The following is a 12,150-nucleotide window of genomic DNA, read 5'->3' as shown; positions in this document are numbered from 1 at the left end:
GAAGCAATGGTCTTAGCGGTTGTCTACCCGCTTGATGAACGGCCTGATGTCGACCGAGGCCCAAATTCCTGCCTTGTTGAACGGGTCGATATCAACGAACTTCTGGATTTCTTCGATGCCATCGGCCTCGTAAAGGAAGAAGCTGCCAATCATCGTTTGCCCATCCGACTTCGTCAGCGGGCCGGAGATCAGTGTCTTCACCGGCGCTGTCTGCAGATACGCCTTGTGAGCGTCGTAATTTTCAAGGCGACGCTCGACCATGTTCGGATGGTCGATGCAATAGACGGTGAAATGCATGTTGTCTCCTTGCTTTGGTTCTTGGGTCAGGCCGATGCCGCACTCGGTGCGACGCCGTCAAACGCATTCTGCAAAAGCTCGAGAAGCGCGTCGTGCTCAATCGGACGTGGATTCCAATACGGGTTTGAGCTAGCGATGTCGGCGGCCTTCGATACGTCCTCAGCCGACATGCCGACGTCTTTGAGCGCGAGCGGTGCGCCGCAGCGTTTGGCGAGTTCGTAGATACCCGTCGCGGCGTCATCCGAACCCAGCGCGCGTGCAATGCGTTTCATCGCTTCCGGCGCAGCTTGTCGGTTGTACGCGAGCGCGTGTGGCAGGACGATGGTGTGCGTCGGCGCGTGAGGAAGATTGAAGCTGCCGCCAAGCGTGTGACACAACTTGTGATGAAGGGCCATGCCAACGCTGCCCAACACGGTTCCGCATAGCCAGGCACCATATTGCGCGTCGGCGCGTGCTTCAACGTCTTGCGAGTCGGCGACGATTGCCGGCAGCGCGCGGGCAAGAGCGGCGATGCCTTCTTCTGCCATCAGGCTGGTCACGGGGTTGGCATCGCGAGAATACAAAGCTTCCGCGGCATGTGCGATTGCGTTGATTCCACTGGTGACCGACAGCGCGACTGGTAGCGACATGGTCAGGTCGGCGTCGTAAATCACCGTCTTCGGTAGAACCCGCAGGTCTGTTCCGGTCTTCTTCAAACCCGCATCGGTGATGCCATAGATGGGTGTCATCTCGCTGCCGGCATACGTGGTTGGCACCGCGAGAATTGGAAGGTCCGACTCCAAAGCGATTGCCTTACCGAGGCCAATGGTCGAGCCGCCACCAACAGCGATTGCACAGTCTGCTTCCAGCTCGCGAGCCAGCGCACGAGCCTCCTTCGCCAACTCGAGCGGCACGTGCATGACCGCCCGGTCGAATACTCCCGCGGCCCGCGCACCGAGGCGAGCCGCTACGGCTTCGCCTGTTTCCTTTTGTTCCGGGCTGCACAGAATCAGAGCGCGTTCCGACTTCAACTCGAGCACTTCTCGCTCGAGGTGCTGCAGGCTACCGGGACCAAACACCACTCGCCCGGCCCGCGCTTGATATACGAATTCACGCTTTTGCATGAGAAAACTCCGCTTTACGCTCGATGCTCGCACCAGCGTCCGCTTGGTAATCAACCTGGAATCGCGCGGTGCGCAGGTCTCCGAGCTCATTGCGCACGCGCAGATGTTCCGGATGCGACGCGTACGCTTCCAACGCTTCCTGCGAATCGAATTCGGTCACGAGAACGGCGTCGCACGCGTAATCGACGCGGCTATGGTCGAGCCCGACTTCTAGGTGACTCATTCCGGGAATGCGACCTCGCAACCCCTCGAAGCTTGTTTTCACGCGGTTCGAAGCAGCCAGGCGCTCGGCCGGCGTATCGCCCCGGACTCTCCACATGACGATATGCCGAATCATGCGTGCACCTCCGACGGGTTGAGCACGAAGTCGTATTCAAGCGAGTACCACGGCACGGAGATTTCTCGGCCATCAGGCGCGACGCCCGGCTCGTGTCGCTTCCATTCGGAGATGAGCGATGAGCGGACTCCGAATACCACGTCCGAATCGAGGTACTGGTCACCGTCCCGAAAGACGTGAGTGATGAGCGTCTCGTAGCCGGGCGCTTCAATCATGAAATGCAGATGTGCCGGGCGCCAGGGATGGCGGCCGACGGCCGATAGCATGCGGCCCACGGGCCCGTCATGAGGAATTGGATACGCCTCAGCCAGAATCGAGCGGAAGTTAAAGAATCCTCCAGCGTCTGTTCTCAATCGGCCTCGCGCGCTATGGACCACGTTGCCCGCTTCGTCCTGGTTCTGCACGTCATAGAAGCCGTCTTCGTCCGATTGCCAGACATCGAGCAGCGCGTTTCCGATGGCTTCGCCACTTGCGCCACGGACCTGACCGCTGACATAGCAAGGCGCGCCCTTTGCTCCGTTCGAGATATCGTCGCCGTTCCTGTAGAGCGGAGCGCCCTCGACGAAGAACGGCCCGAAGACCGTCGCTTCCGTGCAGTTCGCTGGTTTGCGATTGTTCTGGGACATGACGAGCATCGAGAGTCCCAACGTGTCGGACAAGAGGATGAATTCCTGTCGCTTGTCGTCTGCGATATGACCGACCTCCGTCATAAACTTGATGGCCTTAAACCACTCATCCTCCGTGAGATGAACGTCGCGGGCAAAAGCGTGGAGGTGTTGAACCAGGCTTGTCATCACGGTCCTCAGTCTCGCGTTCTCGCACTTCGAGAATGAGGCAATGACGGCTTGTGTGATGGTGTCTTCGTTGATGTTGCGCATCGTGCGTGTCTCCGTTGTGCGCTCAGGCGTCTGAGAACAAAAGGTAAAGCGTCAGGCGGGTAAATAAAATGCTCCTCGGCGAAATGACATTTCCTCTGGAAGGGAAAATCGGCTCGCGACCGTTTCAATTCAGCGTATTACGCACCGCCTACTTACGGTTTTCAACGAATTGTAGAAATCTGCTCTACAAATCGAGGACTTCTAGTCGGTTTATCGATCGCCCCGCCTTCGGCATATTCGGCTCGAATGAATTGGAAAAATCGCTCCTGATTTTTCCAGTAGAACGCGAAGAGGGAGACGATGGACCGCTGGACAGAACTACAACTCTTTGTGCTCACCGCAGACTTGAGCAGCTTGTCGAAGGCCGCAGAACAACTCGACATGTCCAATTCTGCTGCGAGTCGCTTGCTGAGCTCTCTCGAGGAGCGTCTCGGTGCGAGGCTCATCGAGCGCACGACGCGGCGCATGTGGCTGACCGATGCCGGCCGCGAGTACCACCGCCGGTGTACAGCGGTGATCTCCGAGCTTGCCGAGGCCGACACCATTGCGTCCGAGGAAGCAGTCAGTCCCCGAGGCGTGCTCCGGGTTACGGCTTCCGTCTCCTTCGCGATGATGCATATCGCTCCAGCTCTACCTGAGTTCGTGCGGCGCTATCCCAATCTGTCAGTTCAAATTGTCGCGGCGAATCAATACCAGAACTTCATCGAGGCAGGGATAGATATTGCCGTTCGCACAAAGGAACATGAGGAAGACTCGTGCATCACCATCCGACGGTTGGCCGAGACGAGACGAGTGATGGCGGCGTCACCCGCCTATCTCGCGGCACACGGCCGTCCTCAGACGCCCGAGGACCTTGAGCAGCACAACATGCTTGTCTACAACCTCGCCGTCGACCCCTATCTGCTTCACCTGCGTCGCGGAGAAGACGAGCGCAATGTCTCGATTAGGAGCGCCCTTGACTCCAACGAGGGTCAGGTCATCGTCGCTGCCGGCCGAGCCGGTTTGGGCATCGTCGTTCAGCCGCTCTATATCATTCACGATGACATCGTGTCTGGTCGCCTTATCCCCGTGCTCGAGGACTGGCAGTTGCCGCGGCTGACCATCAATTTGGCGTACCAAAGCCGACGGTATCAGCCTGCCAAAATTCGAGTCTTCACCGAGTTTCTGATTGAGCGCGTGAAGAGCCTCAAGCTTGAAGAGCGCTGGATGACCTTTTCGAGTTAGCCTCATCCAAGCTGTCGATATTGGACAGCTATCGAAATTCTCGTTTGGGAAATCCTTCCTCAAGAAACAGTCAGTGCGCCCATATTGCTCCGCCTCAAGGTGATGAAAATTCCGACGCGCTCTATTAGAGCGTGTCGGAATGCGACGATGCGAGCGAAGGTCAAACGGACGCTGTTGCCTTCCTGCGAGCGAGTCGCTCGAGCGGCGACGCCAAAACCGCACCCAGACGCCCGTCGAGTAAAACCACGATGAGGAGCAGCAGTCCGTTCACAAGAAGAATCTGAGTGGACGTCGCATTCAGCAAGCCGAGGCCGTTGTTCAGGATGGTGAGAATCAGTACGCCCATCGCGACACCGAGTGGGGAACCGATGCCGCCACCCAGTGCAACTCCACCGACAATGGCCGCCGAGGCTGCCTGGAGCAGGATGTTGCTGCCCATCGTCGCGGAGGCGGTCGCGAGGCTCAGCGAGAGCAAGCCTCCGCCGAGAGCCGCCAACCCACCCGAGATCACGAAGCCGACGGTCAGTGCCTTACCGACCCGAGCACCGCTCTGGATCGCCGCCTTTCGATGACCGCCGGATGCGTAGATGTCGCGACCGAGCGTGGTAAAGCGGAGGAAGAGCGAGACCACCACAAAGCAGGCGATGGTGATGAGGCTGCGCGGAGAAAAGATACCCGCCACGTTTTGGTCGAGAAAGTCGCTGACGTCAAGATTGCCATAGCTCAAGACACGACCGCCTGCGAGCCAGTACCCCACGCCGGTCAGGAACATCATCGAACCGACAGTTGTAACCAGCGAGGAGACACCAAGCCATGGCAGCAAGGCTGCGTTGGCAACACCCACCACCACCCCGAAGATAACTGCGTACAGAATGCCGAGCAAAGCGCTATCGCCGCCGAATTTCACGGTGATGAGCCCAGCCACTGTCGAGATTGCTGCCACGCTCAGGTCGAACTCGCCAGCAACCATCGTGACTGAGAGGCCAAGCGCGATGATTCCAAGGAACGCAAACGCCTGGAATATCGCGTACAGGTTGGCCTGCGAGAAGTAGTGATTGACGCTGAGGCCGAAGATGACCGGCATACCGACGAGCAGGACGAGCCGAATCGCCAGATTAAGAAGTCGTTGAGATTGGTCCATTTCCGAGTCTCCTGTTATTTCCGTCCCGGGCCGAGCCGGGCGAGCAATGCGCCGAACACCACTGCTGCAAGAACCACGATGCCTTTTGCGACCAGTTGGTACTCGTAGCTCACGCCGCTGACCAGCAGGATGTTGCTGATAACGGCAAGGAAGATGGCGCCAGTGACTGCATCCGATATTTGCCCGCGACCACCACGAATCGAAATGCCGCCAACCAGCACGGCCGCAATCGCGTTGAAGTCGAGGTCGATGCCGTACGTCAGATTGCCTTGTGCCGAGGACGAGGCAATCAGGGAGCCGGCCAGCGCCGCTGCTGCACCAGCGAACGCGTAACATACAAGCGTCGCCGCCATCGTCCGAAGTCCAGCAATACGTGCAACCTCGGCCCGCATTCCGAGCAACCGGATTTCCCGTCCGATACGCGACTTCTGGAGAATGAAGCTTGCAATGGCCGCGAAGATGGCCAGCACGAGGATTTGAGTCGGCAGCCAGCCAAACAGCTTACCCTGTCCAAGCCACGTGGCGTCGCCCTTCCCAATTATCGTCAGGCCGCCGGTATAGATGACGCCCGCACCGATGATGATCGACGAAGTGGCAATCGTCGTGATGATGGGGTTCGCTTTACCGAGCGCAATGACTCCGCCTTGCACAGCGCCCATCAGCAAGCCGCTTAATACCACGAGTAGCAACGTCGCACCCAAACCCAAATGGATGAGCGCGGCGAACATGACGGTCGAGACTGCCGCCGTTGCACCCATCGACAGCATGAACAGATTTCCGCTGAGTGTGACGAGCGCCATACCGATAGCGCCGATGCCGACTGCTGCCACCGAATACATCAGCGACTGCAAATTCCCGAACTCAGTGAAGTGCGGCACGATGGCCGCAGCGACGACGATGAGGACGAGCGTGGCAATTCGAATCGACGCGGCATGAATGCTCGTCGTGCCAAAAAGTGCAGATGCCCACCGTCGCAACACAGTTGGCGACACTTGTGCAGTGGGCTCCATAGCGGTCTTATGCATTACCCACCTCCGCAGGTTGGTTTCGGAAAGAGACATGTCCGTGAGATGCGTCGCTATCGCCCGCGACGATGTCGTGGAGCAGCGTGTCACCATCGATTTCGAATCGAGGTTTATGGCGGACCATCCGACCACGGAAGACGGTGAGAACGGTGTCCGCGAGTTCCAGAATTTCCTCGAGGTCTGTCGAGTAGAAGACAATCGCCAAGCCGTCGTCCGCCATCTTGCGAAGCGTCGAGTAGATTTCAGCGCGAGCGCCAATGTCGACGCCTCGAGTGGGCTCGTTCAGCAGCAACAGACGAGGCGCGAGCGCGACGGCTTTCGCGAGCGACACCTTCTGCTGATTGCCACCGCTGAGCGTTGACACTTCATGCGGAAGGCGCTTCGGGTCGATGGCGAACATTGACGCGAGACGTCGAGCCTCCTCTTGCTCACCGGCACGTCGCATGATTCCGGCCTTGCTGAACTTCGCCATGATAGAGGCCGTGATGTTGATGGCAATCGGCGCATCGAGAAACACGCCCTTATCAGCGCGGTCCTCGGCAACGTACGCGATGCCTGCCTTCAGGGAACTGCGGATGCTGTCGAGCTTGATGGGCTGTCCATCGACCTTGACCGAGTTGGAGATATCACCGCGGAGCCCGGCGAGTGCCTCCACGAGAACTTCGGCGCCAGAACCAAGCTGGCCGACCACCGCGAGAATCTCTCCAGGCGCAACATCGACCGACAGGTCTTTGACCTTGTCTGCAACTGTCAGGTTTGACACCGACAGACGAGGGGCGACACCAGCGCTGCTCTCGGGCGGCGTGACCTTGCTATGCACAAGTTCACGCCCAATCATCGCCTTGACCACTTCAGCGGTCGTCATCTCGGCGGTACGTTGCGTCAGGACGTGCTGGCCGTTGCGGAAAACCGTGACCCGGTCCGTGAGCGCAAAGACCTCATCGAGCCGGTGGCTCACAAATATCATTGCGGTGCCTTGGTCGCGCAGCTTTCGCGCGACGTCGAAGACGCGAACAATTTCCGCGTCCGACAACGTAGCAGTCGGCTCATCGAGCAGAAGCACCTTCGCCTGCCGTGACATGCCCCGTGCGATTTCTACGAGCTGACATTCGGCGAGGCTGAGTCGGGACGCCGGGGCGTCAAGCTTGACGTGTGACAGACCGACGGAGTCGAGATGCTCGCGGACCGAGTCGCGATATTGACTGCGTCGGTAGATTTCGCTCTGGTCGGCGCCACCGAGAAGAATGTTGTCGAGCACCGAGAGCGTCGGGACAATCGCGAGCTCTTGGTGAACGATGGAAATAAGTCGGGGGTCGGTGCGACTCCCAAGTTTCAGATTGTGGCCATCGACGGTGATTTCACCGTCGTCAGGCTGGACGAGACCACCGAGAATCTTGATGAACGTGCTCTTACCGGCCCCATTCTCTCCGCACAGCGCATGAATCTCACCAGGTGCCAATTCGAGGCTGACGCCTGTCAGTGCCTTGACGCCACCATAATGTTTTGTGAGATTGCGAGCGCAGAGCAGACTCTGAGCAGCTGCCGGCTCGGCGCCGGAATTCGCGTCTTGCAACATTGTCTTCCTCCAAACGCGGACACTCTTCGGTCATCCGCTGTCACGGGCTGATGCCTGTCACTGTCGCCCACCTCCTGCGCGTAGCCGGCCGCGTGTGGGTGACGGCATTCATCTTGAATAACGATGTCCAGCGTCGATGCTGTGCAGTTTTTTGCCCAAGGCTAAGAACAAGCCCGGAGGCGCTGCGGCATCAGCAACGCTGCTGTCGGTTGTCTTTGAGGAGAGGAATTCGCAGGGAATCGCTGCGTGCGCAGGAATGCATGTCGTCTCCAGCAGAAACTCGCGTCAGCGGCTTCGTTATCGTTGAGACACAGGTTATTAGTTCGCCTGGGAAAGAAAAATGCGCTGCAGCGAAATGATATTTCCGGTGGGAGGGAATATCAGTGCTGAGTAGGGTGTCCCAAAAAACACGCGCGGAGGTCGGGGCGTGCTGCCCGACCAACCGCGCGGAACCCGAGCCTGTGGCTGACTTAGAGAGTGATTCGCTGCCCCTGCGCCGACGAGCGAATCGCCGCGTCGACGATGCGCTGGATTTCCCAAGCCTCGCGGAAATTCGGGAACGTGAACGTGCCGTGCTCGATTGCTGCGATGAACTCGGCCATCTCGATGGTCTTCAAATCATTGAAGCCGAGCTGGTGCCCACCGGCCACAGTGAAGTTTTCGTACGGAGGATGAGCCGGGCCCGCTTCGATACGGGTAAACCCCGACGTCCGAGGGTCGCCCCCGGCCTTGAAATACCGAAGTTCATTGAAGCGCTCTTGTGAAAAGCACAGGGCGCCCTTCGTTCCGTAGACTTCGAACTCGAGCTGCATGTTGCGGCCGGTCGCCGCCCAATTGGCTTCGATGGACCCTGAGCATCCTCGCTCAAACGTCACCATCAGGCGGGCGATGTCGTCGACTTTGACTTCTCGTCGCTCGGACGAACCAGGCGCCACCGGTCGTGTTTTGTTGACGGTCTCAAGCTGCGCGTTGACCTGGGTGACGGACCCGAGCAGGAATCGAGACATTCCGACAATATGATTTCCGATTTCGGCCAACGCGCCAGCCCCGTTCTGAGGGTCGACGCGCCATCCATATGGAATCTCCGAGTCGGCCATGTAATCTTCCGCGTGAACGCCTCGAAAACTCGTTATTTCACCTAGGTCGCCAGATGCAATCATCTCCCGCGCCAGCTTGAGCACAGGGTTTTTGATGTAGTTGTAGCCAACCTGCGTAACGACCTTCGCAGCCTCAGCAGCGTTCATCATCTCGAAGGCGTCGGCGGCCGACGGAGCAATCGGCTTTTCGCAATGTACGTGCTTGCCGGCGGCGATGGCCGCGAGCGCCATTTCCCGGTGTAGGCTGCACGGCGTCGTGATTGAGACAACGTGAACGTCTGGGTCGTCCAGCAACGTGCGCCAGTCGGTAGTGGCTCCCTCGAACCCGAAGTGTTCAGCCGCGAGTTGAGCACCAGCCTCGCTCACATCGGCCACTGCCACCATGCGCGGTCTCAGCGAATTTGGAAAAGCGTTTGGCACGGCTCGGTATGCCAGCGCGTGCGCCTTACCCATGAAGCCAATACCAATCACAGCTACGCCAATCTCTCGTCTCATCGTTGTCTCCATTCATAAAACGAAAGCGACCCCGAAGGGTCGCGAAAAACGTCCCGCCGCTTGCGCGGTGGTCAACCCGTACGCGCGCTTGTCACTTCTTCTGCGAATAGCAGACGTTGAGCGTCGCCTTTGTCGCAGCAGGGTTCGGCAGATACTGGATGGCTTGGGGCGATTTGCCCGCCGCGAGGTCCTTGGCGGCCCGCGCAGCGTACGCGCCGTCGTCGAACGGGGACTGCTCGACCGTGGCGTAGGCCTTTCCGGCAGCGATGGCTTCCACTGCACCGGAATCGCAGCCGTGGCCGATGATGACGAGCTTCGACGGGTCGAGGCCGAGGCGCTGCGCGGCGGTCACGACGCCTCGAAGTTGCGAGTCGTTCTCGGTGTAGACGCCTTTCACGTCTTTGAATTGGGTGAAGAGCGCCGACGCTGCGGCTTCTGCCTTCACGGCATCCCAGTCGGCCGGTTGCGAGCCGACGACTTCGATGCCAGGCGCATTCTTCTTGAGGCCGTCCACAAAGCCTTGATAGCGCTGAACTTGCGGCGGTGTGCCCATCGGTCCGTTGATCACGATGACCTTGCCTTTGTCGCCATAGCCCTTTTCTTTGAAGCCTTGAATCATGGTCTTCGCGGCGACTTCACCATTGCTGATGTCGTTCGGGCCCGTGAAGACCTTCCAGTACTTGGAATACTTCTGGTCTGGCATCGAATTAGAAATGACCAGCGGAATCTTGGCTTGGTCAATCTTGCGAATCGACGGGACCATGGCGCTCGAGTCAACAGGGATGAGGACGATGACGTCGAGCTTCTGCGCAAGCGTCTGGTCGACCACGGTAGCCTGTTCATTCGCGTCGTAGTTGCTCACCTTCACGTCGAGCTTGAGGCCCTGGGCGGCCGCTTCCTTCTCGAAGCCCTTCGCATAGAGCGCCCAATATTCAACGCTCTGCGTCGGCATGAGCAACGCAACACGCGGTTGGTCGGCCGCTTGGGCACTCGTGCCAAACGCGCCTGCGATGGCCGCGAGGGCGAAACAAGAGAAGAGGGATTTGCGGAAGTTCATGCTGTGTCTCCAATAGGCCCAAGTGGTGGTGGGGCCGGGTTTTCATGTTTTGGTGGAGGCACAGTACGGCTTGGTACCGGAAAAAAAAATGCGACAGAACGAAAAGTTATTTCCTCTCACCGGGAAAATGGCAATGGCATCCGAGCGATTGCCGCAGGAGGCTCGAAGAATCGAGCGATGAGCCAGACGCAGCGGCGTCCAAGATGGCGACAACACTAGAAGTTCGCGATTGTGTACTTTTTCTCTACAGAAAGACGATTTGAGGGCTGTTTATCCGCTGTGGCGTCTACGTGATAGTTCAGGGCATCGATTCCCCACGACCGGCGCCGCATCGCCGTCGTCACTCTCAAAGAGGTCTCACATGTCCAAATCTAAAGTCGAACTCGTTGCCGCCTACTTCACGCTCTCGGGCGATGTCTATCCGTTCGGCCCGACCGAAATCAGCCCCTTCAGCTTCAAAGACCGAGTCGAAGCTGCGGCGAAGGCGGGCTGGGACGGCATTGGACTGATTCACTCGGACATTTACGCCACCGCCGACAAGATTGGCTTCCCGGAAATGCGCCGCATCCTCGAAGCCAACGGAATGAAGCACGTCGAGTTCGAGTTCTTGGTCGACTGGTATCAAACGGGTGAGCGTCGCCGCACCTCGGATAGCCAGCGCTATTACTACCTGAAGGCCGCCGAGGAACTCCGTGCGCGGATCGTGAAGGTTGGCCCCGGCATCGGCGACGACACCGCGAAGGTCCCGCTCATGGTCGAAGAGTTCGGCAAGTTGGCTGAGGACGCTGAGAAGCGCGGCACGCAGGTCATGCTGGAAATCATGCCGTTCAGCAACGTCCGCACGATTGAAACGGGCAGGGCCATCGTCGAAGGTGCGAACAAGGCCAATGCTGGACTGCTGCTCGACATTTGGCACCTGAGCCGCGGTAACATCGACTTCAAGGAAATCGCCACAATCAAGCCCGAGTTCATCAAGGGGATTGAGCTCGATGACGCAGACCGCTATGCCATCGAACCTCTTTGGATGGACACCTGCCACAAGCGTCGTCTTCCGGGCGAAGGCGTCCTCGACGTCAAGGGCTTCATCAAAGCGATTCAAGCCACCGGTTGGGAAGGCCCGTGGGGCGTTGAAATCCTGTCCGAAGTCGAGCGCAAGCTCCCGCTGGAAGAAATGGCCGCGCGCGCGTACAACGCGACCATTAGCCAGTTCGACAACTAGTCAGCATCGAACAGGCGGAATGTAGAACGGCCGCAGCCACGCTCCTGCGGCCGCTCTGCATCAAGCCGTCGGACAGTTGCTTACGTGCGAGCGCCGCTGTTAAGACAGTCTACTCGGATGCTTTGCGCCATGACAACACGAGGACCTTCAAATGGTATCTCTCTATGTTCGCTTCAAACTGATTCCGTCGACCAAAGACGAGTTCGTTCCGCACCTCGCCGAACTGATGAGTACGATGGCGAATGAATCGGCCTTCGTCAGCGCCGTGCTCAGCGAAGACCCGTCTGCACCTGACGAGCTGGTTCTGTTCGAAGTATGGAACGGCTCGCAAGAGGAGTGGCTCCGGGACCAGCCGCCAAAGCCATATAGAACCGTCTATGACGAAGCGACGGGAGACCTCATCGCTGACAAAGAGGTTCGATTTCTTTCGCCAATCGTTGTCCAGGGCTGATCGACGTACCTTCACGCTTCCGAAGTTTTGATGAAGCTGCGTGCCTCCATCGCCTCCGTCCCTTTGCGTCAGCCTCGACAAAGGATCCGCGCAACGCGACTAACGCAGCCGACGGACCCTACTCGTTTAGGTTTATTCGATGCCTGCCCTCAACCACGGGCGCGTCATCGAACGACCACGCGTGCGGGCAGGCGTTGGATAAACCTCGAGGAAGGAAACCGCGGAGTAGTCCGATGCAGCCAGCGTTTTC

At 58.7% G+C, this 12,150-nt stretch carries 12 protein-coding genes; 3 read left to right on the top strand and 9 right to left on the bottom strand.

Annotated features, from left to right (window positions below):
• Window positions 1-12: 12 nt before the first annotated feature.
• Genes QCE58_RS33205 through QCE58_RS33190 form a run of 4 tightly spaced genes read right to left on the bottom strand, consistent with a single transcriptional unit; the run spans window position 13 to window position 2,615 of the window.
• Entirely contained in the window at window positions 13-297 is a 285-nt protein-coding gene (locus QCE58_RS33205) for a YciI family protein (protein ID WP_250521425.1), read from the bottom strand.
• Between the two features lie 26 nt (window positions 298-323).
• A complete protein-coding gene (locus QCE58_RS33200) occupies window positions 324-1,400 on the bottom strand; it encodes a maleylacetate reductase (protein WP_250521424.1) in 1,077 nt (358 codons plus the stop codon).
• Window positions 1,387-1,737, bottom strand: coding sequence for a Dabb family protein (locus QCE58_RS33195; protein WP_250521423.1), 351 nt, complete (start codon window positions 1,735-1,737; stop codon window positions 1,387-1,389). The genes QCE58_RS33200 and QCE58_RS33195 overlap by 14 nt, the downstream gene beginning before the upstream one ends.
• Entirely contained in the window at window positions 1,734-2,615 is an 882-nt protein-coding gene (locus tag QCE58_RS33190; RefSeq protein ID WP_250521422.1) for an intradiol ring-cleavage dioxygenase, read from the bottom strand. The genes QCE58_RS33195 and QCE58_RS33190 overlap by 4 nt, the downstream gene beginning before the upstream one ends.
• 300 nt (window positions 2,616-2,915) lie before the next feature.
• Here QCE58_RS33190 and QCE58_RS33185 point away from each other — a divergent pair, with 300 nt between their 5' ends.
• Complete coding sequence (locus QCE58_RS33185) at window positions 2,916-3,839, top strand: LysR family transcriptional regulator (RefSeq protein ID WP_250521421.1); 924 nt, start codon at window positions 2,916-2,918, stop codon at window positions 3,837-3,839.
• A 160-nt stretch (window positions 3,840-3,999) separates the two neighbouring features.
• Here the strand turns inward: QCE58_RS33185 and QCE58_RS33180 are convergent, their stop codons facing one another.
• The 5 genes from QCE58_RS33180 to QCE58_RS33160 all read right to left on the bottom strand — a co-directional run bounded on the left by QCE58_RS33180 (window position 4,000) and on the right by QCE58_RS33160 (window position 10,230).
• Complete coding sequence (locus QCE58_RS33180; RefSeq protein WP_250521420.1) at window positions 4,000-4,980, bottom strand: ABC transporter permease; 981 nt, start codon at window positions 4,978-4,980, stop codon at window positions 4,000-4,002.
• Between the two features lie 14 nt (window positions 4,981-4,994).
• Window positions 4,995-6,005, bottom strand: a complete 1,011-nt coding sequence (locus tag QCE58_RS33175) for an ABC transporter permease (protein WP_250521419.1) — start codon at window positions 6,003-6,005, stop codon at window positions 4,995-4,997.
• On the bottom strand, window positions 5,998-7,581 hold the full coding sequence (locus QCE58_RS33170; protein ID WP_250521418.1) for a sugar ABC transporter ATP-binding protein: 1,584 nt from the start codon (window positions 7,579-7,581) through the stop codon (window positions 5,998-6,000). The genes QCE58_RS33175 and QCE58_RS33170 overlap by 8 nt, the downstream gene beginning before the upstream one ends.
• Before the next feature lie 470 nt (window positions 7,582-8,051).
• Window positions 8,052-9,173 carry a Gfo/Idh/MocA family oxidoreductase gene (locus tag QCE58_RS33165; protein WP_309781147.1) on the bottom strand — a complete coding sequence of 374 codons (1,122 nt, stop codon included), beginning with the start codon at window positions 9,171-9,173 and terminating at the stop codon, window positions 8,052-8,054.
• Between the two features lie 91 nt (window positions 9,174-9,264).
• Window positions 9,265-10,230, bottom strand: a complete 966-nt coding sequence (locus QCE58_RS33160) for a sugar ABC transporter substrate-binding protein (protein ID WP_250521416.1) — start codon at window positions 10,228-10,230, stop codon at window positions 9,265-9,267.
• Between the two features lie 361 nt (window positions 10,231-10,591).
• On the opposite strand from QCE58_RS33160, the gene QCE58_RS33155 reads away from it, so the two are divergent.
• Together QCE58_RS33155 and QCE58_RS33150 are read left to right on the top strand one after the other, a co-directional pair.
• Complete coding sequence (locus QCE58_RS33155; protein ID WP_250521415.1) at window positions 10,592-11,449, top strand: sugar phosphate isomerase/epimerase; 858 nt, start codon at window positions 10,592-10,594, stop codon at window positions 11,447-11,449.
• Window positions 11,450-11,600: 151 nt separating this feature from the next.
• Window positions 11,601-11,900 carry an antibiotic biosynthesis monooxygenase family protein gene (locus tag QCE58_RS33150; RefSeq protein ID WP_250521414.1) on the top strand — a complete coding sequence of 100 codons (300 nt, stop codon included), beginning with the start codon at window positions 11,601-11,603 and terminating at the stop codon, window positions 11,898-11,900.
• Window positions 11,901-12,150 lie beyond the last annotated feature (250 nt).

It is taken from the genome of Caballeronia sp. LZ028 (assembly GCF_031451415.1).
Classification (GTDB): Bacteria; Pseudomonadota; Gammaproteobacteria; order Burkholderiales; family Burkholderiaceae; genus Caballeronia; species Caballeronia zhejiangensis.
This window is presented reverse-complemented; position numbering and strand designations above follow the sequence as displayed.

Coding starts and splice junctions, on each gene's coding strand:
- QCE58_RS33165 (WP_309781147.1), bottom strand. CDS start 9,173: ATGAGACGAGAGATTGGCGTAGCTGTGATTGGTATTGGCTTCATGGGT.
- QCE58_RS33150 (WP_250521414.1), top strand. CDS start 11,601: ATGGTATCTCTCTATGTTCGCTTCAAACTGATTCCGTCGACCAAAGAC.
- QCE58_RS33185 (WP_250521421.1), top strand. CDS start 2,916: ATGGACCGCTGGACAGAACTACAACTCTTTGTGCTCACCGCAGACTTG.
- QCE58_RS33190 (WP_250521422.1), bottom strand. CDS start 2,615: ATGCGCAACATCAACGAAGACACCATCACACAAGCCGTCATTGCCTCA.
- QCE58_RS33200 (WP_250521424.1), bottom strand. CDS start 1,400: ATGCAAAAGCGTGAATTCGTATATCAAGCGCGGGCCGGGCGAGTGGTG.
- QCE58_RS33160 (WP_250521416.1), bottom strand. CDS start 10,230: ATGAACTTCCGCAAATCCCTCTTCTCTTGTTTCGCCCTCGCGGCCATC.
- QCE58_RS33170 (WP_250521418.1), bottom strand. CDS start 7,581: ATGTTGCAAGACGCGAATTCCGGCGCCGAGCCGGCAGCTGCTCAGAGT.
- QCE58_RS33180 (WP_250521420.1), bottom strand. CDS start 4,980: ATGGACCAATCTCAACGACTTCTTAATCTGGCGATTCGGCTCGTCCTG.
- QCE58_RS33175 (WP_250521419.1), bottom strand. CDS start 6,005: ATGCATAAGACCGCTATGGAGCCCACTGCACAAGTGTCGCCAACTGTG.
- QCE58_RS33195 (WP_250521423.1), bottom strand. CDS start 1,737: ATGATTCGGCATATCGTCATGTGGAGAGTCCGGGGCGATACGCCGGCC.
- QCE58_RS33155 (WP_250521415.1), top strand. CDS start 10,592: ATGTCCAAATCTAAAGTCGAACTCGTTGCCGCCTACTTCACGCTCTCG.
- QCE58_RS33205 (WP_250521425.1), bottom strand. CDS start 297: ATGCATTTCACCGTCTATTGCATCGACCATCCGAACATGGTCGAGCGT.